Origin of the sequence: Alkalibacterium iburiense (genome assembly GCF_039521845.1) — a bacterium.
In the GTDB taxonomy this organism is placed as follows: Bacteria; Bacillota; Bacilli; order Lactobacillales; family Carnobacteriaceae_A; genus Alkalibacterium; species Alkalibacterium iburiense.
Window position 1 is genome coordinate 26143 of record NZ_BAAACW010000103.1, and the last position, 24630, is coordinate 50772.

Here is a 24630-nt window from a genome sequence, read left to right on the forward strand (position 1 = left end):
AATAATGATTATCAGAAAGGGTTAATAAAATGGCTGAAGAACGAACTTTTGAACAAGCTAAAGAGCGCGTGGATGAATTAGTGACTTTATTGGACAAGTATAGCCATGAATATTATGTTTTAGACCAACCAACTATTCCAGATGAAGAGTACGATAAATTGTACAGAGAACTGGTGGATTTAGAAGAGTTGTATCCTACACTGATTCAAAATAATTCTCCTACTCAACGTGTGGGAGGAGCTCTTTTAGAAGGGTTTGAAAAAGTCAGACATGACTCACCGATGTTGAGCTTGGATAATGCTTTTTCCAAAGAAGAGTTGGAAGCTTTTGACCGTCGGGTTTCACAAAGACTAGACAATGATTATATGTATCATTGTGAACTGAAAATAGATGGACTGGCTGTTTCTCTAAAATATGAAGAAGGCAAGCTGGTTCAAGCTGTAACACGGGGAGACGGGACAGTCGGTGAAAATGTGACGGCGAATGTTCGTACCATTAAAGCTATTCCCTTAAGACTGAAAGAACCTGTTACTTTAGAAGTCCGTGGAGAGATTTATATGCCGAAGTCTTCTTTTGTCGCATTAAACCAGCAAAGGGAAGAACAAGGAGAGGCTATATTTGCTAATCCACGGAATGCTGCAGCAGGAACATTGAGAAATTTGGATCCCCAAGTAACAGCTTCTAGAAACTTGAGTATATTTCTTTACTCCCTGCCTCAAATCGCTGATAAGGCCATCGAAAGTCAAGATGAAGCTCTACAGTTACTGGATCGATTAGGTTTAAAAACTAATCCGGAAAGAAAAGTCTTTGCAACAATCGACGAAGTCTGGGCATTTGTAGAGGAATATGAAGCCAGACGGAATAGTCTTCCTTATGAAATTGATGGGATTGTCATCAAGGTCAATGAAATAGCTAATCAAGAAAAAGCAGGTTACACGGTTAAAGCTCCAAGATGGGCCATCGCATACAAGTTTCCAGCTGAAGAATCTAAAACCACTATTCGTCAAATAGAATGGACAGTGGGACGTACCGGAGTAGTGACACCTACAGCTATAATGGATCCGGTGCAATTAGCAGGCACAACGGTTCAGCGTGCCAGCCTGCACAACGTGGATTTGATGAAGGAAAAAGATATTCGCTTATTTGATACAGTGGTTGTTAGAAAAGCGGGGGATATTATTCCAGAAGTAGTGAGAGTCGATTTAGAACACCGACCGAAAGAAAGTAAACCCTACGAGTATCCAACGCATTGTCCGGCGTGTAACAGTGAACTGATGCATTTAGATGATGAAGTGGCATTAAGATGTATGAATCCTAAATGCAGTGCTCAGGCAAAAGAAAAAGCGACGCATTTTGTCTCTAGAAATGCCATGAATATTGATGGTTTAGGAGAACGGATTATCAATCAGTTATTTGAAAACAAATTGATTAATGATTCAGCTGATTTGTATTATTTATCAAAAGAAGAATTAATGAATCTCGAAAAAATGGGAGACAAATCTTCAGACAATCTAATCCAGGCTATCGAAGCATCTAAAGAGAATTCTCTAGAGAGATTACTATTTGGCTTAGGTATCCGACACGTAGGTGCCAAAGCAGCTAGACTCTTAGCAGAAGAATATGAAACCTTGGAAAATGTTAAGGAAGCTTCCCTAGAGTCCATTCAATCAATCGAAGGGATTGGAGAAAAAATCGCTGAAAGCATCCATGCGTTTTTTGAACTGGAAGAAGTCGATGAACTAATTGAAAAATTGAAACAAGCTCAGGTCAATATGACTTACACAGGAATTAAAAAAGAACAGATAGAGCAAGTGGATTCCTTCTTTACGGATAAAACAGTAGTCATTACTGGAAAATTGGAACACTTTAAACGAACAGAACTGAAAGAGAGACTGGAAAGTTTAGGGGCAAAAGTTACAGGAAGTGTCTCTAAGAAGACAGATTATTTAATTGCAGGCGAAGAAGCCGGCAGCAAATTAACAAAAGCCCAAGAACTAGACATTCCTATATTGTCTGAAGCAAATGTACTAGAGGAGTTAAATGAATGAATAGAAAGAAGTGTGGCAGAGAGTGAAAAGAAAAATACTGCTAATTAGTTTATTAACCGGTATACTCTTCCTAACTGCATGTGACTTTTTCCCTGAACCTGTTGATCCTAATCAGCCGGACCTGGGAGAGTCAGAAGTTGGAGAAGAAACTGGCGAAGACACGGATAATGAAATATCCACAGTAGACATACAAGTCGATTCTGAATACTACAGACCGGTTATATCTGAAGATGGTACCTATACACCAAGTCAGCACCGGGGGATTACAAGACAGCTCAATTCTGGTGTGAATATTAGAACGTTTGAGAGTGATTTAATGAGACACTCTCAACGCTACTTTTCGACGGAGACTCATTTTCTTCAAGAAGGACAATTCTTGTCTGCAAATGAAGTGTATAGTTGGCTAGCGCGTTACGAAGAGCCTGCAGAACCAGAAGAGGCTGAAGAAGGAGAAGAGGTTGAAGAGGTCGAAGAAGTTGAAGAAAGTCTTGGCTTAAATCCTCCATCTAATGGCAGTTTAGATCCAGAGGAAAGAAACCCAAACTATTTGAGTTCTATTTTAGAACACGACTTTTATATTCAAACAGAAAACGGCTTGGAATTAGCTGGGTTGAGCATAGGCTTGGCTCTGAATTCTGTTGATTATTACAGTGATGAACTGGGTACCCCATTTCAACAATCCATTTCAACTGATGAATTGTTAGAAGAAGGTCAACGGATGAGTGATGAAGTGATAGCTCGTCTAAGAGCGAAAGAAGGTCTAGAGAATGTTCCTATTATGATAGCATTGTATGAGCAATCCACTCAAGATGACTTGGCCCCAGGAACATATATAGCCGTAGGAATCAGTGAAGATGGCGATAGCTCAGTTTCTGAATGGAATGCGATTAATGAAGACAGGCTGGTCTTTCCTTTAGAAGGGATGCAAAGTGCTGAAGGAAATAGCTTTGCCAATTTCCGATCAGAAGTTGAAAACTTTTTCCCTAATATCAGTGGGGTTACAGGGGTTGCTCATTATGTTGAAGAACAACTCGTGCATTTACAAATTGACATAATGATTCAGTTTTATGGAAAAGGTGAAATTATTGCCTTTACTCAGTTTTTAAATGAAGCAGCACTTAATTATTTACCAGCTACAACACCAATAGAAATAAGAGTAGAATCTTTGAATGGGATGGAGTCATTCCTGTATCGAGAGAACGACCAAGAAGAATTCGAAGTTTTTATTTATAATTAATAGTGAAACTTATTATACGAGGAGTGTTTAACATGACAATAAGCGAAGATACAGTAAGACAAGTAGCTAAGTTAGCTAAATTAGAGTTTGAAGAAGAAGACATTCATTCTTTTACAAATGATTTAGATGGTATTGTAGAGATGGTAGAGAAACTGGATAGTTTGGATACAGAAGGTATCGAACCGACCTATCACGGTATAGCGCATAAAAACATATGGCGAGAAGACAAAGCTGTCAAAGGAGCAGACAGAGACGAACTCTTTAGTAACCTCAAAAATCATAAAGATGGCTATATTGAAGTACCGGCCATGCTGGATAACGGGGAGGGCGAAGCGTAGTGAACTTTTTAGATTACACATTAGAAGTATTGCATGAGAAATTAGTCAATAAAGAATTGACCTCTGTTGAATTGACAGAAGCTGTTTACGAAAACATTGAAAAAATGGATGATCAAATTGGCGCTTTCCTTGCATTAGGAAAAGAGGAAGCATTGGAAGCTGCTAAACAAGTAGATGAAAAAGGGATTGATCCAAATAATGTGTTAAGTGGTCTGCCGATTGGTATAAAAGACAATCTGGTAACTAAAGGTGTCGAAACAACTGCTGCCTCGAAGATTTTAAGTGGCTTCATCCCTACTTATAATGCGACTGTAGTAGAAAGAGTACGTCAAAATGGTATGATTACAACAGGGAAATTAAACATGGATGAATTTGCGATGGGGGGATCTACTGAAAACTCGGCATACAAACTCACACGTAATCCTTGGAATCTTAAAAAAGTACCAGGTGGTTCTTCAGGTGGGTCAGCTGCTGCAGTAGCTTCTGGACAGATTCCAGTTTCTTTAGGTTCGGACACCGGTGGTTCAATCAGAACACCAGCCGCTTTTACAGGAATTGTTGGAATGAAACCGACTTATGGTCTGGTGTCTCGCTATGGTCTCATTGCTTATGGGTCAAGTTTGGATACAGTCGGACCATTCACGAAGACCGTGAAGGATAACGCATTGGTTTTAAATGCGATTAGTGGAAAAGATGAAAAAGATTCTACTTCTTATAGAGGAGAGCTACCCGACTTTACTGAAGGAATAGAAAATGGGGTGAAGGGCCTTCGTATAGGGGTACCTAAAGAATACATTAAAGAAGAAGTCAAGGAAGACGGTGTGGTAAATAAAGTCAGAGAAGCACTGGAATTGTACAAAAAAATGGGCGCAGAAGTCGTGGAAGTCAGCTTGCCTCATACTGAATATGGTGTACCTGCTTATTATATTTTAGCATCTTCTGAAGCGGCCAGTAATTTACAGCGATTTGATGGTATCCGTTATGGTTACCGTGCGGAGCAGACTGAGACATTAGAAGACCTTTATGTCAAGTCGCGAAGCGAAGGATTCGGACTGGAAGTGAAACGCCGTATTATGTTAGGAACTTTCTCGTTGAGTTCTGGATTTTACGATGCTCACTTTAAAAAGGCAGCTAAAGCGAGAACATTGATTATGCAAGACTTTGATAAAGTCTTTGAAGAAGTGGATGTGTTAATCGCTCCAACCACAACCACGACTGCCTATGACATTGGCGGTAAAATCGAAGATCCCATTGAAATGTATATGTCTGACGTCTTAACGGTTACGATTAACTTGGCCGGAGTTCCATCACTTTCCATACCTTGTGGGTTTTCAAATGGATTACCTGTAGGTATGCAATTAATTGGTAAACACTTTGACGAGCAAACACTCTACAGAGCCGCCTATGCTTTTGAGCGAGAGACAGATTACCATACTCAGAAACCAACATTTGAAGGAGGAGAATAATCAATGAATTTAGAACCCGTTATTGGCTTAGAACTCCATGTTGAGTTAAAAACAGAATCAAAAATGTTCTCCCCGTCTCCAGTCGGATTTGGAGCAGAACCAAATACGAATACAAATGAAATTGATTGGGGTTACCCAGGAGTTTTACCAGTGGTAAACCAAAAAGCGATTGAATTTGGAATGAAAGCAGCCTTAGCTTTAAACTGTACGATAACGAATCATAGTAAATTTGATCGAAAAAACTACTTTTATCCTGATAATCCAAAAGCTTTCCAAATATCTCAATATGATCAGCCGATTGGATATGATGGCTGGATAGAGATTGAAGTAGAGGGAGAAAAGAAAAAAATACGCATTGAGCGTGTCCACTTAGAAGAAGATGCAGGAAAAACCACTCACGGAGACGATGGGTATTCTTATGTTGACTTGAACCGTCAAGGGACACCGCTTATTGAAATTGTATCAGAAGCAGACATTCGTTCACCGGAAGAAGCACAAGCTTACCTGGATACTATTAGACAACTCATTCAGTTTACAGGAGTTTCTGATGTTAAAATGCAAGAAGGATCCATGCGCTGTGACGCCAATATTTCACTCCGTCCTTTTGGACAAGAAGAATTCGGGGTTAAATCAGAACTGAAAAACTTGAATTCCATTAACAATGTCAGAAAAGGTTTAACCTATGAGATTCAAAGACAGGAAAAAGCTTTAATCGCAGGAGAAGAATTACTTCAAGAAACAAGACGTTTTGATGATACGACTGGTCAGACTATTTTAATGCGTGTCAAAGAAGGCTCAAGTGATTATCGTTATTTCCCGGAACCGGATATTCCAACCTTGGAAATAAGTGATGAGTGGATTGAAAAGGTCAGACAATCCTTACCGGAAATGCCTAAGGATAGACAAGTCCGATATGTAAAAGAGTTCAATTTACCGGAGTACGATGCCCAAGTATTGACTGCGTCAGTTGAAATGTCTGATTACTTCCAAGAAACAGTGAATCATGGAGCAGATCCTAAGCAAGCATCTAACTGGTTAATGGGAGAAGTGTCAGCTTACTTGAACAGCGAACAAATAGAATTGTCAGACACCCAAATGACTCCCAAAGCTTTAGCTGAAATGATCAACCTGATTGGAGATGGAACCATTTCATCAAAAATAGCTAAAAAAGTGTTCAGAGAATTAGTTCAAAATGGCAGTGATGATGTGAAGGCATTAGTTGAAGAAAAAGGCTGGATACAGTTAAGCGACCCTTCAAAACTCTTACCGATTATTAATGAAACATTAGATCAGAACGAGCAGTCTATCGAAGATTATAAAAACGGCAAGGGCCGAGCTTTAGGTTTCTTAGTCGGGCAAATAATGAAAGAAACAAGAGGACAAGCCAACCCAGGTGTTGTAAATAAATTATTAAAACAAGAAATTGATAAAAGGTAAATGGCCAACTGAGGGAGTGTATGTACATGAGAAATAGAGCTAGAATTATTTATAATCCCACATCAGGAAGAGAAACGTTTACACGACACTTACCTGAGATATTAAAAGTATATGAAAATGCGGGTTATGATACCAGTACATTTTGTACCACAGCCTCCCCTTTAAGTGCCCAGAAAGAAGCAGAGAGATGTACAAAAGATCATTTCGATTTAATAGTAGCGGTCGGTGGAGACGGAACTATAAACGAAGTGATTAATGGCATGGCACCTTTTGAACATCGTCCTAAACTGGCCATTATTCCTGCAGGAACAACGAATGATTTTGCCAGAGCTTTAAAAATACCGAGAAATGATTATGTTGAAGCAGCGATGCTTATACATAAAAATCAATCTGTCTTTATGGACATTGGTGAAATAAAAACAGAAAAAACGAATCGGTATTTTGCTAATATTGGAGCAGCAGGATCACTAACTGAGCTTACGTATGATGTACCAGCGAATATGAAATCTGTATTTGGGTCGTTGGCGTATTTTGTTAGAGGAGCAGAACTACTTCCACGTATAGGAAAAGTTCCTCTCAAAGTGACATATGATCAAGGGGTGTATGAAGGCAATGCTTCTCTAGTGTTTGTCGCTCTAACCAATTCAGTAGGGGGCTTTGAAAAAATCGCTCCTGACAAGGTGCTCGGCGATGGTAAGTTTACCTTAATCATCGTCAAAACGACAAACTTAGCCGAAATTTTAAGATTGATTACCCTGCTTATTAACGATGGCAAACATGTTAACCATCCGAAAGTTCTGTATACTAAAACTAGTCATGTTAAAGCAGAAACTTTGAATGAGCAGGAATTAATGATTAATATTGACGGAGAATATGGGGGAGACGCTCCAGTAGATTTCATTATGCATCAGCAGCATATCGATATTGTTTCTGATTTGGATAGAATGAAATTAGCGATAGAAGCACCAGATTCAATGAGAAGAGAAAAAGAATCTGAATTTGTTAAAAAAGTTTCTGAGTTAGAAGAAACAGATCATGTGGAATAAATGAATGCTTGTTTTAAAAGCAATGTAAAAAACGAATGAGATCCCAGCATGGTTGGGAGACTCATTCGTTTTTGTGTTTAATCGCTTTCCTTTATGCTATTTTTATTGGCGTAAAAGGTGGGCGATTCCCCGTAATGTTTCTTGAAAAGTTTACTGAAATATAATGGATCATCGTAACCTACAGAATGAGCCACTTCTTTGACTGTCATCGACTGATCAGCTTCTAAATACTCTTTGGCTTTTTCCAAGCGGTAATGGATAAGGTAGTTGATTGGGGTATCTCCCGTTAGTTCTTTAAATAATCTGGAAAGGGTAGCCGTAGTCGTAAAAAAGGACTCGGCTAAATGGTTGAGGGTTAAATCATCAGCATAATGGTTTTCAATATATAACTGAACATCATTAACAAAAGATTGCTTCTCGGATTCTTCTTCATCAGAAACCAAGTCTCTGTTTATTGTGACCGTGTCTTCATCCCGAATCAAATAAACAATCAATTTATAGACCAGTGATTTGATAATAAGCTCATGACCAGGTTTCTGTTCATTTAACTCAAGTATGATTTCCTCACATGTTTCAAAAAAGTCCTCTTTATACTGACCAAGGTGTATAATCTTTGATTCAAAAGGCAGGAAGTTTCTGGGGAAACGGTCCAGGTTAAAGTGTTTCAACCCGATATGAATTTGAATATTTCGCATACCATCTTGCGAAAACTCAAAGTGCTCTACTCCGGGATTAAATAATAAGACTGTTTTTTCAGACAAATGGACAGTTTCGCCATCGATGACATAAAATGAGTCACCTTTCATTATAATAGACAACTCAAAAAAGTCATGTGAGTGTTCTCTACCGCAATGAGGGCCAACATTTTCGGCATCAAAAACATACAGAACATCTGGATTAAATGTTTTTGAATGGATATGTAACATAGTATCTCCTTCTTTTTTATCACTTCTCCTAAATTATACCTATTCACAATTTTTACTGCAATAACTTCATCCGATATCTTCTAAATAACTAAGGTAATCGAAAAATCAATTTATTCCATGCTATTTGAAGATAAAATCCATTCTATTATGTGAAAGAGACGAGTAAAGTAAGCAAGGAAATCAGGAGAGGTGAAAAAGGAATGTACTCTATTAAATGGGTTTGGAAATATATTCAGTCATATTTATTTGGCTGGGTTTGGGCAAGTATTGTGACGGTCATCGTCGCAGGTTTATTCGTCGTATCTCCTTATATTGGGGGATTACTGGTAGATGAAGTTATTATAGGAGGACAGGATGAGTTACTTCTCCCATTACTCGGGTTAATGATAGGAAGTGTCGTCCTTCGAACAGTCTTACGCTATGTTTCCCAAATAGAATTTGAGAGAATCAGTCAAAATGTCCTCTATCAAGTACGCGAGGACTTATACACTAAGTTGCAGGAACTGGATTTAACTTTTTTCAACACGACTAGAGTGGGAGATATAATGGCACGTATGACGGGAGATACAGATGCCATTCGTCATAATGTGGCATGGACTTATTTTAACGCCCTAGATAATGTTGTTTTATTTATATCTGCTCTTATTTTAATGGGGACTATTGAATGGCGTCTCATGCTTTCTTTGCTGGTCGTTACACCATTTGTCGGATTGTTTACACTGTTGTTATCTGCTCAAGCGCGACATGCATTTTATGAGATTAGAGAAAGTTTTTCACGACTAAACTCGATGGTTGAAGAAAATATTGGTGGAAACAAAGTGGTCAAAGCCTTTGCTAATGAAGCCTATGAAATAAAGAAATTTGATGCTCGAAATGAACAGTTTAAACAGGCTAATATGGATTCAGCTCGTATATCCAAGCGTTATTTACCTATTATAGAAACCTTTGCAGGATTCATGTCGGTAATCGCTATTGGTTTAGGCGGCTGGTTTGCTATAACAGGTAGAATGAGTGTGGGGAATTTAGTGGCTTTCACCGGAGTAATCTGGATGTTGAATATGCCTATGCGAAATATAGGGAATTACATGAATGATATCCAGCGTTTCAATTCAGGAACAATAAAAATTCGTGAAATGCTAGCCACTCAACCGAAAATACCTATAGATAAGCAAACGAAGAATAAGAGAATCGAAGGAGCCGTTGAGTTTGAAAATGTTTCCTTTGCTTTTGATGACGAGCCTGATCAACGAGTTCTCAATAACATTTCTTTTAAAGTAGAACCCGGTCAAGTGGTCGGTATTTTAGGTGAAACAGGTTCTGGTAAGTCTACAGTAGTCAATTTAATTTCTCGATTCATTGATCCTACTGAAGGCCGAGTATTAATTGATAATGAAGATGCTAGAAACTGGAATGTGATAGAACTACGGACCAATATAGCGGTGGTTATGCAAGATGTCTTTTTGTTTTCAGATACAATTCAAAATAATATTGCATTCAATGAACCTAACACTCAGTTTGAGACAGTTGAGAAAGTAGCTAGGGTAGCTGATGCCAGCCAGTTTATTGAACAGTTACCAGAAAAATACCGTACCTATATTGGCGAAAGAGGAAGCGGCTTGTCTGGCGGACAAAAACAACGCCTTTCATTAGCTAGAGGTTTATTAAAAGATCCATCTATTCTCATATTAGACGATACAACATCTGCGGTAGATATGGAAACAGAAGTTAAGATTCAAGAAGGGATGAAAGAAGTCAGTCAGCAAAAGACTACCTTCATCATCGCCAATCGTATTTCATCGATTAAACATGCCGATCAAATCTTAGTTTTATCTAAAGGAAACATATTGGAACAAGGAAAACACCAGGAACTCCTTATTAAAGGAGGAGCCTATTACCAAATTTACAAAGAACAGCTCGGACAATCCATGGTAGAGGAGGATAAAGATGGCTCAAGCCTTTAGAGATGAAGAAGCATTACAGGAAAAACCAAATAATAAAGAAAACTTTAAACGCATAGGGCGCTATTTAGTCCCCTATAAGAAACAGGTCATTCTTCTACTGCTAGTTATTCTTCTAGCCAATATTATAATGATTTTAGGGCCTTATTTAACCAGTTTGGTGATTGATGTGGTTATTCCTAATGGGGATACGAGACTATTGGTCATGATTATAATAACCTACGCCATCCTGACTGTTTTGAGTGGGTGGACGACGCGTTATAGATTATGGCATATTACTTTGCTCGGGCAAGATGTATTAAAAGACATGCGATCGGATTTATTTATTCATATTCAGACATTATCTTTTTCATTCTTTGATTCACGGCCGCATGGAAGTATACTGATTCGTGTCGTCAATTACATCAATAATTTAAGTAACATCTTGTCGTCTGGTTTGATCAATGTGATTTCAGATGTTATTAGTGTCATGGTTACCCTGATAATTATGTTGGCAATCGATGTGCGTTTGACTTTATATAGTATTATTTTACTGCCTATATTATTATGGGTTACCTTAATTATTAAAAACAAACAGCGTAAAGCGTATGACGAACTAAGTCAGAAGCAATCAAAATTAAACTCTTATATTCATGAAAGTATAGCAGGAATAAAGACAACCCAGTCTTTCACACGAGAAAGCCTTAACCACAGTGTGTTTTCAGATGTGAGTAACCAGCAGAGAGATGCCTGGATGAATGCTGTTAAAGTGCAGTTCCTTTTAGGGCCTATTGTCCAGAATATTGCCATTATTACTGTTTCTTTTATTTATTTTGCAGGTATTCGAGGACTTGGGGTGAATGTGACAACTGGGGTGCTCATTGCCTTTGTCGCTTATGTCAATAACTTCTGGAATCCGATTGTGAACATTGGAAATTTTTATAATTCTATTGTTTCCGGATCTGTATACCTCGAAAGAATTTTTAACATGATGGATATTAAACCTGAAATAGAAGATGCTCCAGATGCCTTTGACATGCCGGATGTAGAAGGACACGTGACATTTGATAATGTCACTTTTGGGTATGAAGAGAACCAGACTATATTTGAGAATTTGAATTTTGAAGTGGAAGCGGGAGAAACGATTGCTTTAGTTGGCCCGACAGGTGCTGGTAAATCGACTATTACAAATATGATTAGTCGGTTTTATGATGTCAGAGAAGGGGCCATATTAGTAGATGGAATAGATATTCGAGATGTCACCGTTAATTCATTACGTGATCAAATTGGGGTAATGCTCCAAGAGACATTTATATTCTCAGGCACTATTTTGGAAAATATCCGTTATGGTCAATTGGATGCAACAGAAGAGGAAATTATTGAAGCGGCTAAAATAGTCAAAGCGCATGATTTTATCTCAGAGCTGAAAAATGGCTATCATACCTATATTCATGAAAAAGGAAGCTCACTATCAGTAGGGCAGAGACAACTGATTTCTTTTGCACGTACCTTGTTAGCTAATCCTAAGGTCTTGATTTTAGACGAAGCTACGTCAAGTATTGACACCCAAACAGAAATATTACTTCAAGAAGGCTTAAACCGCCTCTTAGAAGGACGAACCGCCTTTATTGTAGCTCATAGACTGTCTACTATTCGAAACAGTGATCGTATTTTTTATATCGGAGACAAAAAAATACTAGAAGCAGGAAGCCATGATGAGCTGATGGAGAAACAAGGGCGTTATTATACTCTTTATAAAACACAATCTGAATTATTAAGTAGTATTTAAGCTGAAAATCAAGGAGTGACTCTATTCTACTCCTTGATTTTTTTTATGTTATTGCTACACTTAACTAATCAAAGCACACAAGAGGAGTACTGAAATGGCACAGAGTAAAAAGAAATGGAAAGCCCCTGTACAAAAAAATGAATCATTACAAGGCGAAGTCGTTGATTTAACACATGAGGGATTAGGTGTGGTTAAAGTGGATCAATACCCTCTATTTGTAGAAGGAGCTTTAACAGGAGAAACCATTCAATTTAAAGTTATCAAAGTAGGGAAGAAGTTTGGTTTTGGTCGATTGGAGAAAATACTAACTGAAAGTCCGCATCGCGTTGAAATCGTGGATAAAGTATATGCCCAAACAGGCACCATGTCTCTTCAGCATCTAACATATGAAGCTCAATTGGCCTTTAAAAAAGAACAAGTCGAAAAAGTATTATCTAAAATAGCTAAACTTCCAGAGGTAGAAGTCAATGATGTCATTGGAATGGATTATCCTTACGGTTATCGTAATAAAGCACAAGTACCCGTCCGAAAAATAGATGGGCGCTTGACAACGGGATTTTTCAGAAAGAACAGTCACGATTTAATCCCATTAGAGGATTTTATTATTCAAGACCCTGAAATCGATCAAGTGATTGTTGCGGTGAGAGATGTCATGAGAAAATACCATGTTAAACCCTATAATGAAACAGAACATAAGGGCTGGTTACGTCATATTATTGTGAGACGTGGGCATTTTACTGGAGAAGTAATGGTTATTTTAGTGACCAATTCAGATGAGTTTCATCGACAAGAAGAGATAGTCCAAGCGATTCAGCAAGCTGTCCCTGATATGGTCAGTCTGATTCAAAATATTAATACCAAAAAGACCAATGTTATTTTAGGAAAAGAATCAAAAGTCCTTGTAGGGGAAGATAGCTATCAGGATACCTTGCTTGGCATGACATTTAATATTTCCCATCAATCCTTTTATCAAGTGAATGCTGTTCAAACAGAGAAGCTGTACCAAACAGCAGTGGACTATGCGGAATTAACAGGAGAAGAAACCGTTATTGACGCGTATTGTGGCATTGGAACGATGACTTTAGCCCTGGCGCAAAAAGCCAAACATGTCTATGGAATGGAAATCGTAAAGCCAGCCATTGACAACGCGAAAGAAAATGCCAAATTGAACGCTATTGAGAATGTATCCTTTGAAGTAGGAGCGGCAGAAGAAATAATTGTCGATTGGTCAGAAGAAGGAAAGCAAGTGGATGTCGTGGTAGTCGATCCTCCAAGAAAAGGTCTGGCACCAGAATTCATAGAAGCTGTCTTAACGATGAAACCTGAGAAAATGGTATACGTTAGCTGCAACCCAAGTACATTAGCACGTGATTTAAAATTACTGAACGAAGGCGGATATGAAGTGAAGAAAGTTCAGCCGGTAGACATGTTCCCTCAGACGACACATGTGGAAACCGTAACACTGCTTACGAAGTAAGTAGATGTACGTCTTATGCAAAGTTTTCCCAAGAGAAGCGGAGCTACGATTGGTAGAAAACGACTGCAGAGTGTGTAGTATTGATGTCAAGGGTGGAGAAATAATATAATAAGAAACCCCGTAATAAAGGGCTTTTTAGCGTTTTGCTACTTAGTGCAATAAAAATTGCTGGCAGCAGATTTGACTGAAAAGCCTATTTTGTTATTTGTGGAAATAGGTCAACGGTATTGATTCGGGGAGGGTTGAGTTGACAGATTAGATAGCGGTCATTTTTGTTTAGGTTGAAGAGATAGGTTAGATATTTTGTTTAGCTTCCGCTTGAGATGATATAACATGTGGAAATGGTTTTTCTGATGGAAACAAAATAAATATAGAACCCTTTGAAATGGCGTGTTTACGGTGATTTCACAGGAATGTTTACTTTGCAGAAATAATAAAATTAATGAATTCTGGGTGTGTTCTAAAAGAACTAATGAATTACTGGTGAATGGTAAGTGCCAAAACGGGTGGAGTTTTGCTTTTATGTTTTAACCTTACAACAAAATAGCAGTACATATCTGTAGCGATTTTGCTCGATTGTAGAGAAAATACTGCTTTTGCAATAGAAAATAATGAAAAGAATTGCAGTTTGTCGTAAATTTATATTATAAACTAGTCCATAACTTTATTTGGCGTACAAATATTTTTACCATAGAAGAATTATGTGCTAATCCTGTCTTTGACACTTGCAAAGCATAAAAAGCTTGAAACCTATTGTAAATATTAGGATTCAAGCTTTGTGTTTATGTTAAAAAGGTGCGTACTTTTTTTAGTTTTTAGTACATGTATTTAGTAGTTAAAAAACAAATTGACAATAGAATAAGTTTGATATATAATTTATTTTAATATTTAAGCTTGATGGTTTCAATATCACTATAAATGTTAAATGTATTAGCATTATGATAATATTTGATTGTCTATATGAAAATACCGAATGGCTTTATAAATTTCATTGAAATTAAACAGTATACTACGTGTGGTAATTAAATATATGGAATTTCTTTATTAGGAGGGGAAAACCATAAAAAAAGGTCAGTTAGAAACCGAAATAAGTAGAGCATTAACTCAATGGGAAAAGGATTTTTTGGGTAGAGGGTCTGTAACAGTTAAGACTGACATTCTCAGAGACATGGTGATTGTTGTCTTAAAGGGTATCTTAACACCTGCAGAATATAAACTCTCGGAAACACTAGAAGGTTTATTGTCAATAAAAAAAATCCGCGCTAACTTAGTTGAGGCAGGTAGAGATAAACTAGGTGAAATTATTACAGAACAAACTGGTGAAGAAGTTATATCTTTCCATACAGATATTAGTACTAGAAATGGTGAAAGAGTTATGATATTTAAATTAACTTCTGATTTAGAGAAAAAAATAATGCTTTGATAAATATATATCTGGGAGAACTGAGAAAGTTCATTTATGAGTAAACTAAATGAACAGTTGAAGTTAAACCGACTATTTTTAATGCAAGGAAGTATCGACACTAACTATAAGTGTGATAACTTCCCCTGTTAAAATGGTCGGTTTTTTTATTTTTTCCAAGATTATACAATCTAATATAAGTTGAGTGGCAAATGAAATCCGTAGACTTGCTTGTTGTGTAAGAGGTGAAGTAATTAAAGTGTTGAAAGAATAAGAAAAAAAAGCTTTATAAAATACATTACAAAGTAGGGTGACAAAATGAGTTCTTTAGAAATTGCTTTTAACAATATGTTATCTCCAGCGATATTATTTTTTATACTAGGGGTCATTGCGGTCTCTGTTAAATCAGATTTGGAAATACCGGATTCGATTGGTTCAGTTATAACGTTATATATTTTAATATCTATCGGACTAAAGGGGGGCGTATCAGTTAGTAAAACTGGCGTTCAGGGATTAATAATATATGCTTTAGCCGCGGTCATTATTGGTATTGTAATTACTACTCTAGTATATGTTATAGTGTCTAAGATTGGATTTGATTCGTCTAATGCCGGATCGATAGCAGGGCATTATGGGGCATGTAGTAGTGTAACCCTTACATCAACTTTAGTTTTTCTGCAACAAACAGGAGCTAATTTTGAGGAGTTTGTACCTGCTTTATACCCTTTCATGGATACCGCAGCATTAATTACTGCTATTATTCTGGGCTATACGGGCTTAAAGAAGAAATCTACAGAAACAGATAAAAGTGAATACGCCATAAAAGACATATTACGTATTTCTTTAACAGCTAAATCGACATTAATGATCTTTGGTGGTTTTCTAATTGGGCTTATCTCAGGTGTTGAAGGTACAAAAAGTCTTATGCCATTTTATGATAATATTTTCAAGGGAGTATTTACAGTTTTTATGCTTGATATAGGGCTACTTACCGGTTCAAGATTATATGAATTGAAAAATGTCAGACCAATTACATTTTTATTAGCGATTATCCTACCACCAATCCACGCTACTATCGCCATAATTTTAGCTACTTTTATTGGCTTGAGTCCTGGAGGAGCAACAATATTGGCAGCCTTAGCCAGTGGTGCGTCCTATATAACTGCACCTGCAGTGATGAGAGAAACTTTCCCTGATGCTAATCCATCTTTAGCTCTAGCCATAGCTTTAGGGATTATTTTTCCATTTAATATTATACTTGGAATTCCACTTTATTATCATTTAGCAATTATGATTTCTCAATTTATTAAATAGGGGTGGTTCAACGTGTTAAAACAGGTAGAAAAACTAATAATAATAACTGAAAGAATAATAATTTCTAAAATAATAAAATATATAGAGTCTTTAGAAATTAAAGCTTACACTATTTATCACGATGTCTCAGGACAAGGTCAAAGAGGTATGAGGTCAATATCTGGAGGGCTTAGCAGGTTTGGTGAAAATATAAGAATAGAAATAATAATTGAGGATGAAGAACAAGCTGTGGAAGTGGCTGAAAAGATATACAATAAATATTTGTCTTCAAGGTATGCCGGAATAGTATATTTAGAAAAAATTCGAGTAGTTAAGTAATTATACAAAAACACCCAGTATATCTATATAGAAGGAGTTTAGCTAATGGATAAAAGGAAAATTATTCACTCTCTTTTCAAAAATCGTGTAGCGATATTAGCAACGATGCATAAAAAAGAAGAAGTAATATCACCGATACTAGAAAATGAATTAGGAATTGAAATTGTTGTTCCTGAAGGATTTAATACGGATCAGTTTGGGACATTTACTGGAGAAACAAAGCGAACAGGAAATCAGATGGAAGCAGCTAGACTCAAGGCTGAAGGAGCAATGAATCAGTTTGGTCAGACGCTATCTATTTCAAGTGAAGGATCGTTTGGTCCTCATCCGATGATTCCATTTCTCCCGTATAACCGAGAAATCGTTTTATTGATCGATAAGGAAAATGACATTGAAATCAGCGGGGTAGCAGCGACTACAGAAACAGCTTTTAAGCATAAAGTGGTCAGAAATCATTCAGAAGCACACGCATTTGCTTTATCCGCAGGATTTCCTGAAACAGGAATGGTGGTTAAAGTCAGTGAGGGGACTAAAGATCCAGAAGATATCTTCAAAGGAATAACTACACACCGGCACTTAGAAGAATCAGTCCATGAGGCATTACTCAAATCAACGGATCAAACCATATTCATTGAAACAGATGTGAGAGCTTTATATAATCCAAAACGGATGAAGATTATCGAAACGGCAACAAAAGATTTAGTCAAGAATGTTCTTAGCTTATGTCCACAGTGCAGCTGGCCAGGGTACAGTGTGACGGATTCCAAAAAAGGGTTACCTTGTGGATGGTGTAAAAGACCGACAGAATTAACGCTCTCGCTTCATTATGAGTGCAGCAAATGTAATTATAATGAAGAGAGGTTATATCCGCTAGGAAAAGAACAAGCAGACCCTGGGCACTGCAGTTACTGTAACCCGTAATAAACGTTCTTTAGGACTTTTACCGGAGCAGTAAAGACTGTGAGAATGATATCTTATAAAAAAAGGAAAAGGGTGATAGCATGTCAAAGAATTCATACTTAGCTACTTTAACATTACTTATGGCATCAACAGTAGCTTTGTCCGCTTGTAATCAGGAGGAAACAACGCCGGAGGACAACTGGTATTACGTCAATATCTTGGACACGATTTAAGAGAATTTATTAATGAAACATGGACCGTTTTGAGGCCTCAAGGTTTCGGTAAACGTTCTAACCGCTGACGCTTTTTAGAACATTTACCGAAACCATGAGGAAAGCTAAAGTTTTTCTATTTAACCGTGCTATGATTCCGTCTAACTTAAATAACTGCTTGATCTAAGTATCCTTGCTCAATGGCTAGGGGCGTTCGGTTCCCAAGTGCCGAGTGGATTCTCTTCCGATTGTAGAAGGCTTCAATGTATTGAAATAATTCTCTATAAGCCGTATCGAAATCAGGATAATTCTTTTGATAAACTTCTTCCTTTTTTACGATAGAATGAAAGGATTCGATTACGGCATTATCGTGAGGACTCCCTTTCCGACTGAAACTATGACGAATCCCTTGTTTTTCCAGCGCAGATTCATACGCTTCGCTTGTGTACTGTGAACCAAGATCAGAATGGAGAATAAGGCCTTCGGCCGCACCGTATCGTTGGGTTGCCTTGGTTAAAGTATCTAAGACCAGATCTACAGTCATCTGTCGGCTAAATGACCAAATGGCTTTCCGTGAATATAAATCAAGGATCGTGGAGAGGTAACTCCATTCATCTTTCCCTGTCCAAATGTAGGTAATATCCGTTACCCATATTTGGTTCAATCCAGTGGTAGAAAAATCTTGATTTAATAAGTTTACCCAATCGTCTGGCACAGGATCAGCGGACCTGTGTGGCCGCCATTTCTTTTGTGTAATGGACCGAATGCCCTGTTTATGCATCAGTTTTTGAACACGTTTGAGACTGCAGTCTTCGTTTTCTTGAGTAACCAAGATTGCATGAATTTTCGGGGCACCATACACACGCCCACTTGATTCCCATATGCGTTCAATTTTTTTGAGGATACGCCGATTTTCACGCTCTCTATGCGATTCCTCGCGATTAACACGTTCATAAAAACTTGAGCGTGGAATATCAAACAATTCCAGTGTTCGCTTTAAATTGATGTCGTCTTTGATTGCGTTGAGTTCGAAAATAAAGTCATCGCGGTCTATTTTTGAGTGAACATGGCTAAGACCTTTTTTAGGATATCATTGTCTGTCTTAAGACGGGCATTCTCTACTTTAATATTTTCGATATCTGCTTCAGAATACCCGGTTTTTTCATCTGTGGAATATTTTTTGATCCACCGATAAATGGTTTGTTCTGCTATGCCATGTTCCTCACGTAAATTCTTTACTGAATGACCATTTTCGTACAAACTGACTAGCGTTTTCTTATAGTCGACATCATAGGTTCTTCGGTTTGACATCGATAGACACTCCTTTTCGATAGTTTATATTCTATCAAAACGTGTCCAGGATTTCATACTAACATCACCTGGTTTTATCGTGTGGATATGCCAGAAGGGTACAAGAACTTCTCCAAGACAAAACCTATGAAACTGAAGCATTTTGATGATGCACTTAACTGGTGGGAGAACCGAGAAGAGATCGAAGTGAACGGATTTCCAAAAGCAAAGAAGTATACTATAGACGAAATAATAGAAAGAAATTATAATATCGAACTTTGTGGATTGGCTCAGGAAGAAGAAGTGATTTTGGATCCTATGGATTTAATTCATGAGTATCAGGAAAGAAGAGAAGCTCTTAATGCAGAAATTGACAATGTTTTAGAACAGATTACTTCTATGCTTGGAGGTGATTAAATGAATGCAAAAGATCTGAAAGATAGTATCCTCCAACTTGCCATAAAGGGAAAACTTGTAGAACAACGTGAAGAAGAAGGTACTGCGAAAGAGTTATTAAAGAAGATTCAGGTTGAGAAAAAACAGCTTGTTAAGGAAGGAAAGATTAAAAAGTCCAAGGCTCTTTCTGAAATTAAAGATGATGAGATTCCATTTGATATTCCAGAGAACTGGGAATGGGTACGAGTAGGAGCTGTTGGATCATGGAGTGCAGGAGCCACACCTCTGAGATCAAATCCTGAATACTATGGTGGGAAGATACCATGGTTAAAAACAGGAGATTTGAATGACGGGTACATAACTGAAGTACCAGAATTTATTACTGAGGAAGCTGTTAATAAAACTGCAGTCAGACTTAATCCTATGGGTTCAGTACTGATGGCAATGTATGGAGCAACGATTGGTAAGCTTGGAATATTAAATATAGAAGCGACTACTAATCAAGCATGTTGTGCGTGCATACCTTATAGTATTGTTGACAATAAATTTCTGTTTTATTTTTTGAGGAGTCAGCGGAGCGTATATATTAAAATGGGAGCTGGTGGTGCTCAGCCTAACATTTCTAAAACAAAAATAGTCAATTCAATTATGCCTCTTCCTCCCTTAGAAGAACAAAAGCGTATCGTAGTAAAGATTGAAGAACTACTACCGTATGTAGACAAATACGATGCAGCCTATTCTGAAGTGGAGGAGCTAAATAAAAAGTTCCCGGAAGATATGCAGAAGTCTATCTTGCAATATGCTGTACAAGGTAAGCTCGTTGAACAACGAGAAGAAGATGGAACAGCTGAGGACCTCTTCAATCAGATTCAAGAAGAGAAGAAAAAGATGATTAAGGAGGGTAAGATTAAGAAAACCAAGAAACTTCCGGAAATTACTGACGATGAGATCCCATATGATATTCCCGATAGTTGGAAGTGGGTTAGGTTTACTGATATTTTTAAAATTAATCCAAGAAATAATGTTAGTGATGAGTTAGGAGTATCGTTTATACCGATGGCTTTGATTGATGATGGATATCTAAGTAATTTTGCATATGAAGTTAGACCGTGGGGGGATATTAAGAAAGGCTATACACATTTTCAAGATGGAGATATTGTAATGGCTAAGATTACTCCATGTTTTCAAAATTTAAAGTCAGCTCTAATGATGAATCTTGAAAATGGAATCGGTGCAGGGACAACAGAACTTCATGTACTAAGATCGTACAGTAACATTTGTAGAGAGTTTTTTATGTGGTTTATTAAAAGCCCAATTTTTGTTTCTACATGTGAAAAAAATATGACAGGTACTGCAGGACAAAAAAGGGTTCCAACAGATGTGCTTAAGAGTTACGTAGTACCTCTCCCCCCGAGCGCAGAACAAAAACGAATCGTAGCAAAGATTGAAGAACTATTGTTCTATACCCAACGATTAGTTAAGTAGTATAAGTAAATGCTGAGGAGGTTGTAATGGAGACTGATGAAATTGATAACTCGTTTATAGCCCATGCTGCTGATATTCTGGGAGATACAAGTCATGGATTGAGTGGATCTCAAATAGTGAAATATTGCAACACATATGCAGTTGATTTTGATGTAAGAATCCCTATAATAAGCTCAGACTTTGGAAAATTTGGAAGTGTAGTACCGAATAAACGAACAGCACTATATAAAAACTTAGCAGAGTTCGATGGTAAACAGCAATTTGTAATAATTAAAGAACTCTGTGAGTTGACGATGTTTAAAGATAATGAAGAAGTAGCAAAATTAAAATCAAATCTTTACAGGCGGTTTAGTAAATTTGCAGTTCGCGGTAACTATACGGAAGAGTATCAACCCACTGGCTGGGAAAGGGTTGATCGATCTATAGATGAGATGAGAAGTAGACTAGAATTCGCTTCTACAGAGGAGCAATTTCAAGCCATAGGAATGATAGGACGAGAGACGCTAATAACAATTGCTCAACAAGTTTTTGATCCTGAAAAACACACTACTTTAGATGGTGTAGAGACAAGTACAACAGATGCAAAACGTATGTTGGAAGCTTTTCTAAGATATGAATTAAGAGATAGTTCAGAGAAAGCTCGAAAGTATGCAAGAGCTTCTGTAGACCTCGGGAATCAGCTAACTCATGACAGAGGAGCATCTAAAAAGAAAGCAACTTTATGTTTGATTTCAGTTAGTTCAATTGCCTCAATGATTAAAACATTAGATGAAGGCTAGGTAAATACATTAAGATAGTAGACCCCTAGCATTATAAATACTACTATAAAAAACTTTGAAAAGACTTTTAAGACAGTAAGTAACGTTTCTAGTTCATACAATAGCAATAATAAAGTTGAAATACGTATAGATAAAAGGAGGAAGACAAATGGGAATATTTGATATTTTCAAGAGTAAGGACTCAGAAGATAAAGATGTATACACTGGTGAAACATCACCTTGTCCCAATTGTGGAACACCGTTGATTAAGAGATATGTATACAGTGAAATGTATTGTACTAACTGTCGGTATGGATTAGATGATTACGAAGATGCTGTAGAAGACGAAGAGACATTAAGTGTCTACGATGCTGCTGAAATATGGGCATCAAATGGTAAGGACGAGGATTATACTTTTGGATATACTGAATCAGAATTAGAAGATGCATTATAAAGAATGTATCAACTTAGAAAATTATCAGGAGATGAAGAGATGGAAAAAGTAGTTTCAAAGATAGTTGGTTTTGGAGTGCCAGGTTTATTATTACTTACGGCAATGGGAGCAACCGGACTAACAGGAGCAGCTGCTTTCACTGCATCTCTGGCTACTCTAGGACCGGGTGGAATGATTGGAGGCTTAATTAGCTTAGGAGTACTTGCTTTTATGTCAGATGCTATTGCTGAATTTGGATTTAACCACATCTTTTCTGCAGTAGTGAAAGAATTGTACAAACGTGGAGAAACCAAAGAAACCATTCTAGCTAAAATCGCTAAATATCCTGTATCAAAGTCATTGAAAAGGAAGCTTATAGAGCTAATAGAGAAAGAGGAAAATACACCTGGAGATGACAGTGAATAAATTTGTAAGAAATATTTGATAATATCTGTAGAAGAATATGTAGTATGGCAAGTACTGCTTCAATATAATTGTCTTGTACGTACTATCATCTCCACACATATTGAGACCGTAGTTCTGTTGACTAAAGTATAGTACTAGTAAATTATTTTTCGTGGATGAAAGATGTGATCGAGGGTTTCTGTATGATGAAAATGAAGCATCCTACATTAGAATATCGATTGCAGGAATAAAATTAAATCAATCTGCTCAAAATCCGATTATATATCTTAATCCACAGAGATGAAATTTTGTTTTTAGTGTAAATACCCTTTAAACATGCGAATGTTACTATGCGTTGCTTGTGGCAACACCTCTTTTGACTATAAAATAGAGCCATCAAAAACAAGGAGGTATAAGATTATGCTGGGTGAAAACATAAAAAAACTGAGAAAGTCGAAAGGACTATCTCAGGAAGAGCTATCAATTAAATTGAATGTGGTAAGGCAGACTGTATCAAAATGGGAGAACGGTTTATCCGTTCCGGATTCGAGTATGCTTATTTCATTAGCGGAAGAATTGGATACTTTTGTAAGTGAATTACTTGGAGAACCAGTAACGGCTCCAGCTACAGATGACTTAAAAACAATTTCTGAAAAACTGGAGGTTATTAACCTACAGCTTGCAAAGAGAAGTATGACAAAAGTTAAAACTACTCGCTGGGTACTCATCTTAGTATGTGTACTGATTGTAATGGTTTTCGTTGCTCTTGCAGTTATAAATGGATCTTATTTAGGTTGGAATTACAATAATCCCGAATTAGCCGTTGCTGGAACAATCCTGCATGGATTTGAATTTGTTTTTGTCAGGGTTGCACCTATTGCCTTTCTGTCTTCTGTTGTAGGAATAATTATGACATATAAAAAAAGATATAACTCCAGTTTGATATGTGAATAGGAACTCTGGGAAAGTCCTATTTATTTGCGCGAGCAATAGAACAACTCAACACATTAGTCGGCTCGACATACCCATTCTAGGGAAAAACTACTTCCGCAGTGGACTTGAACAGGTTATTCCTTAAAGAACCGAGTCATATTGAGACCGTCGTTCTCTTCGATAGACTATAAATAAAATAACTCTAGAAATTGAGCGGATATCATTTCTAGAGTCTCTTTTTATTTAAATTAAATAGTAATATTTCCAAATTAACAAATACAAAACGTAGATGGAGATGGGTTAGAGATGAACATATTCACTCGAGTTATAGTGAAAGATGAAGCAGGGGCTGTTCTAGTAATACAAGACAGAGAAAAGAGCTGGAATTTTCCAGGTGGAAAGTTAGAAGAAGGAGAAACACCCGAAGCCTGTGCAAAACGTGAAACGATGGAAGAAATTGGACTAAAAATTGAAAACCTATCTGGTATCTATCAGGGGCATTTTATATTTAATAGTATAGAATGGAAAGGATACTTCTACTTTGCTGAATCTGTTAGCGGAAAAGCTTTCATAAATGAGCCTGATAAGATTAAAGGCTTAAAATACATACAAAATTCTGAGGAAGTAAACTTCCCAGCTGAATTATCCACTTGTATTCGTGGCGTGTTTACTCATCAAAGTATAATACAGAAAAAAATCAAATAGAATAAGTCTTTAAAAAAGTAATGATATACAAGACGATAGAAATGGTTATGAAGAGGTTACATTTTAGTTGAAAAGCACACATTTAACTATTTCTTAAATGATTTTTTTCGAGTTTCTTTAATTTCATCAAGGTAGGACATGAATACCCATGAAAAAACATTACATAGAATAACAAATAAGATTAAAGATGTTTCCTCAGATAGATTTAAGATTATGATGACAACGAGCAACCAGATCACTACAAATGTAAATAAATATGCCACATGTTTTTTCAACTTCATTCTAACCCCTCCTAATGATTAAATGTTAGTGTCAATACTTTCTTTTAATAATTGCTTACAATGGTTGTTATATCAAGAAAAAACAAAAAAACACTTG

The 24630-nt window shown here is 37.0% G+C and carries 25 protein-coding genes; 21 read left to right on the forward strand and 4 right to left on the reverse strand.

What is annotated here, in order from left to right; genetic code table 11:
* Positions 1 to 29 precede the first annotated feature (29 nt).
* Genes ligA through ABDZ53_RS08490 form a run of 6 tightly spaced genes read left to right on the forward strand, consistent with a single transcriptional unit; the run spans position 30 to position 7572 of the window.
* Positions 30 to 2048 carry an NAD-dependent DNA ligase LigA gene (gene ligA, locus ABDZ53_RS08465; RefSeq protein WP_343755512.1) on the forward strand — a complete coding sequence of 673 codons (2019 nt, stop codon included), beginning with the start codon at positions 30 to 32 and terminating at the stop codon, positions 2046 to 2048.
* A 22-nt stretch (positions 2049 to 2070) separates the two neighbouring features.
* The gene (locus ABDZ53_RS08470) at positions 2071 to 3285 is read left to right on the forward strand and encodes a CamS family sex pheromone protein (protein WP_343755514.1); all 1215 of its coding nucleotides are present in this window, start codon (positions 2071 to 2073) and stop codon (positions 3283 to 3285) included.
* A gap of 32 nt (positions 3286 to 3317) precedes the next feature.
* Complete coding sequence (gatC, locus tag ABDZ53_RS08475; protein ID WP_343755516.1) at positions 3318 to 3623, forward strand: Asp-tRNA(Asn)/Glu-tRNA(Gln) amidotransferase subunit GatC; 306 nt, start codon at positions 3318 to 3320, stop codon at positions 3621 to 3623.
* Positions 3623 to 5089, forward strand: coding sequence for an Asp-tRNA(Asn)/Glu-tRNA(Gln) amidotransferase subunit GatA (gene gatA / locus ABDZ53_RS08480; RefSeq protein ID WP_343755518.1), 1467 nt, complete (start codon positions 3623 to 3625; stop codon positions 5087 to 5089). The genes gatC and gatA overlap by 1 nt, the downstream gene beginning before the upstream one ends.
* A gap of 3 nt (positions 5090 to 5092) precedes the next feature.
* Positions 5093 to 6526 (forward strand): Asp-tRNA(Asn)/Glu-tRNA(Gln) amidotransferase subunit GatB, encoded by a 1434-nt coding sequence (gatB, locus tag ABDZ53_RS08485; protein ID WP_343755521.1) that lies wholly within the window; start codon positions 5093 to 5095, stop codon positions 6524 to 6526.
* Positions 6527 to 6552: 26 nt separating this feature from the next.
* Positions 6553 to 7572: a diacylglycerol kinase family lipid kinase gene (locus ABDZ53_RS08490; RefSeq protein WP_343755523.1), complete on the forward strand. Its 1020-nt coding sequence runs from the start codon at positions 6553 to 6555 to the stop codon at positions 7570 to 7572.
* Between the two features lie 77 nt (positions 7573 to 7649).
* Here ABDZ53_RS08490 and ABDZ53_RS08495 read toward each other — a convergent pair whose 3' ends face one another.
* Complete coding sequence (locus tag ABDZ53_RS08495; RefSeq protein WP_343755525.1) at positions 7650 to 8498, reverse strand: helix-turn-helix domain-containing protein; 849 nt, start codon at positions 8496 to 8498, stop codon at positions 7650 to 7652.
* A gap of 200 nt (positions 8499 to 8698) precedes the next feature.
* On the opposite strand from ABDZ53_RS08495, the gene ABDZ53_RS08500 reads away from it, so the two are divergent.
* The 8 genes from ABDZ53_RS08500 (at position 8699) to ABDZ53_RS08535 (ending at position 17868) form a co-directional block, all read left to right on the forward strand.
* The gene (locus tag ABDZ53_RS08500; RefSeq protein WP_343755527.1) at positions 8699 to 10459 is read left to right on the forward strand and encodes an ABC transporter ATP-binding protein; all 1761 of its coding nucleotides are present in this window, start codon (positions 8699 to 8701) and stop codon (positions 10457 to 10459) included.
* The gene (locus ABDZ53_RS08505) at positions 10443 to 12224 is read left to right on the forward strand and encodes an ABC transporter ATP-binding protein (protein WP_343755529.1); all 1782 of its coding nucleotides are present in this window, start codon (positions 10443 to 10445) and stop codon (positions 12222 to 12224) included. Before ABDZ53_RS08500 ends, ABDZ53_RS08505 begins: the two co-directional genes overlap by 17 nt.
* A 94-nt stretch (positions 12225 to 12318) precedes the next feature.
* Positions 12319 to 13701 carry a 23S rRNA (uracil(1939)-C(5))-methyltransferase RlmD gene (gene rlmD / locus ABDZ53_RS08510; RefSeq protein ID WP_343755531.1) on the forward strand — a complete coding sequence of 461 codons (1383 nt, stop codon included), beginning with the start codon at positions 12319 to 12321 and terminating at the stop codon, positions 13699 to 13701.
* A 1060-nt stretch (positions 13702 to 14761) separates the two neighbouring features.
* Positions 14762 to 15124, forward strand: a complete 363-nt coding sequence (locus tag ABDZ53_RS08515) for a Na-translocating system protein MpsC family protein (RefSeq protein WP_343755557.1) — start codon at positions 14762 to 14764, stop codon at positions 15122 to 15124.
* A 297-nt stretch (positions 15125 to 15421) separates the two neighbouring features.
* On the forward strand, positions 15422 to 16417 hold the full coding sequence (locus ABDZ53_RS08520; protein ID WP_343755533.1) for a sodium-dependent bicarbonate transport family permease: 996 nt from the start codon (positions 15422 to 15424) through the stop codon (positions 16415 to 16417).
* Between the two features lie 12 nt (positions 16418 to 16429).
* Positions 16430 to 16735, forward strand: a complete 306-nt coding sequence (locus ABDZ53_RS08525; RefSeq protein WP_343755535.1) for a P-II family nitrogen regulator — start codon at positions 16430 to 16432, stop codon at positions 16733 to 16735.
* Positions 16736 to 16780: 45 nt separating this feature from the next.
* Complete coding sequence (locus tag ABDZ53_RS08530) at positions 16781 to 17656, forward strand: DUF6671 family protein (protein WP_343755537.1); 876 nt, start codon at positions 16781 to 16783, stop codon at positions 17654 to 17656.
* An 80-nt stretch (positions 17657 to 17736) separates the two neighbouring features.
* Positions 17737 to 17868, forward strand: a complete 132-nt coding sequence (locus ABDZ53_RS08535) for a hypothetical protein (RefSeq protein WP_343755539.1) — start codon at positions 17737 to 17739, stop codon at positions 17866 to 17868.
* Between the two features lie 145 nt (positions 17869 to 18013).
* Here the strand turns inward: ABDZ53_RS08535 and ABDZ53_RS08540 are convergent, their stop codons facing one another.
* A complete protein-coding gene (locus tag ABDZ53_RS08540; RefSeq protein ID WP_343755559.1) occupies positions 18014 to 18901 on the reverse strand; it encodes an IS3 family transposase in 888 nt (295 codons plus the stop codon).
* Positions 18898 to 19158, reverse strand: a complete 261-nt coding sequence (locus ABDZ53_RS08545; protein ID WP_343755541.1) for a transposase — start codon at positions 19156 to 19158, stop codon at positions 18898 to 18900. Before ABDZ53_RS08545 ends, ABDZ53_RS08540 begins: the two co-directional genes overlap by 4 nt.
* Positions 19159 to 19284: 126 nt before the next feature.
* Here ABDZ53_RS08545 and ABDZ53_RS08550 point away from each other — a divergent pair, with 126 nt between their 5' ends.
* The 7 genes from ABDZ53_RS08550 (at position 19285) to ABDZ53_RS08580 (ending at position 24252) form a co-directional block, all read left to right on the forward strand.
* Entirely contained in the window at positions 19285 to 19554 is a 270-nt protein-coding gene (locus ABDZ53_RS08550; protein ID WP_343755543.1) for a hypothetical protein, read from the forward strand.
* Positions 19555 to 21018: a restriction endonuclease subunit S gene (locus ABDZ53_RS08555; RefSeq protein ID WP_343755545.1), complete on the forward strand. Its 1464-nt coding sequence runs from the start codon at positions 19555 to 19557 to the stop codon at positions 21016 to 21018.
* Between the two features lie 26 nt (positions 21019 to 21044).
* On the forward strand, positions 21045 to 21797 hold the full coding sequence (locus ABDZ53_RS08560) for a hypothetical protein (protein ID WP_343755547.1): 753 nt from the start codon (positions 21045 to 21047) through the stop codon (positions 21795 to 21797).
* A gap of 148 nt (positions 21798 to 21945) precedes the next feature.
* On the forward strand, positions 21946 to 22230 hold the full coding sequence (locus ABDZ53_RS08565) for a hypothetical protein (RefSeq protein WP_343755548.1): 285 nt from the start codon (positions 21946 to 21948) through the stop codon (positions 22228 to 22230).
* A gap of 39 nt (positions 22231 to 22269) precedes the next feature.
* Positions 22270 to 22635 (forward strand): hypothetical protein, encoded by a 366-nt coding sequence (locus ABDZ53_RS08570; protein WP_343755549.1) that lies wholly within the window; start codon positions 22270 to 22272, stop codon positions 22633 to 22635.
* A gap of 399 nt (positions 22636 to 23034) precedes the next feature.
* A complete protein-coding gene (locus ABDZ53_RS08575) occupies positions 23035 to 23568 on the forward strand; it encodes a helix-turn-helix domain-containing protein (RefSeq protein WP_343755551.1) in 534 nt (177 codons plus the stop codon).
* A 309-nt stretch (positions 23569 to 23877) separates the two neighbouring features.
* Positions 23878 to 24252, forward strand: coding sequence for an NUDIX hydrolase (locus ABDZ53_RS08580; protein ID WP_343755553.1), 375 nt, complete (start codon positions 23878 to 23880; stop codon positions 24250 to 24252).
* Between the two features lie 86 nt (positions 24253 to 24338).
* Here the strand turns inward: ABDZ53_RS08580 and ABDZ53_RS08585 are convergent, their stop codons facing one another.
* Complete coding sequence (locus ABDZ53_RS08585; protein WP_343755554.1) at positions 24339 to 24533, reverse strand: hypothetical protein; 195 nt, start codon at positions 24531 to 24533, stop codon at positions 24339 to 24341.
* Positions 24534 to 24630: the final 97 nt, after the last annotated feature.

Excerpts from the sequence above, each read along its gene's own strand:
- ABDZ53_RS08505 (WP_343755529.1), top strand. The coding sequence starts at position 10,443 with ATGGCTCAAGCCTTTAGAGATGAAGAAGCATTACAGGAAAAACCAAAT.
- ABDZ53_RS08490 (WP_343755523.1), top strand. The coding sequence starts at position 6,553 with ATGAGAAATAGAGCTAGAATTATTTATAATCCCACATCAGGAAGAGAA.
- ABDZ53_RS08530 (WP_343755537.1), top strand. The coding sequence starts at position 16,781 with ATGGATAAAAGGAAAATTATTCACTCTCTTTTCAAAAATCGTGTAGCG.
- ABDZ53_RS08545 (WP_343755541.1), bottom strand. The coding sequence starts at position 19,158 with ATGTCAAACCGAAGAACCTATGATGTCGACTATAAGAAAACGCTAGTC.
- rlmD (WP_343755531.1), top strand. The coding sequence starts at position 12,319 with ATGGCACAGAGTAAAAAGAAATGGAAAGCCCCTGTACAAAAAAATGAA.
- ABDZ53_RS08585 (WP_343755554.1), bottom strand. The coding sequence starts at position 24,533 with ATGAAGTTGAAAAAACATGTGGCATATTTATTTACATTTGTAGTGATC.
- ABDZ53_RS08495 (WP_343755525.1), bottom strand. The coding sequence starts at position 8,498 with ATGTTACATATCCATTCAAAAACATTTAATCCAGATGTTCTGTATGTT.
- ABDZ53_RS08575 (WP_343755551.1), top strand. The coding sequence starts at position 23,035 with ATGCTGGGTGAAAACATAAAAAAACTGAGAAAGTCGAAAGGACTATCT.
- ABDZ53_RS08535 (WP_343755539.1), top strand. The coding sequence starts at position 17,737 with ATGTCAAAGAATTCATACTTAGCTACTTTAACATTACTTATGGCATCA.
- ABDZ53_RS08570 (WP_343755549.1), top strand. The coding sequence starts at position 22,270 with ATGGAAAAAGTAGTTTCAAAGATAGTTGGTTTTGGAGTGCCAGGTTTA.
- ABDZ53_RS08550 (WP_343755543.1), top strand. The coding sequence starts at position 19,285 with ATGAAACTGAAGCATTTTGATGATGCACTTAACTGGTGGGAGAACCGA.
- ligA (WP_343755512.1), top strand. The coding sequence starts at position 30 with ATGGCTGAAGAACGAACTTTTGAACAAGCTAAAGAGCGCGTGGATGAA.
- ABDZ53_RS08520 (WP_343755533.1), top strand. The coding sequence starts at position 15,422 with ATGAGTTCTTTAGAAATTGCTTTTAACAATATGTTATCTCCAGCGATA.
- gatC (WP_343755516.1), top strand. The coding sequence starts at position 3,318 with ATGACAATAAGCGAAGATACAGTAAGACAAGTAGCTAAGTTAGCTAAA.
- ABDZ53_RS08560 (WP_343755547.1), top strand. The coding sequence starts at position 21,045 with ATGGAGACTGATGAAATTGATAACTCGTTTATAGCCCATGCTGCTGAT.
- ABDZ53_RS08555 (WP_343755545.1), top strand. The coding sequence starts at position 19,555 with ATGAATGCAAAAGATCTGAAAGATAGTATCCTCCAACTTGCCATAAAG.
- ABDZ53_RS08500 (WP_343755527.1), top strand. The coding sequence starts at position 8,699 with ATGTACTCTATTAAATGGGTTTGGAAATATATTCAGTCATATTTATTT.
- ABDZ53_RS08565 (WP_343755548.1), top strand. The coding sequence starts at position 21,946 with ATGGGAATATTTGATATTTTCAAGAGTAAGGACTCAGAAGATAAAGAT.
- gatB (WP_343755521.1), top strand. The coding sequence starts at position 5,093 with ATGAATTTAGAACCCGTTATTGGCTTAGAACTCCATGTTGAGTTAAAA.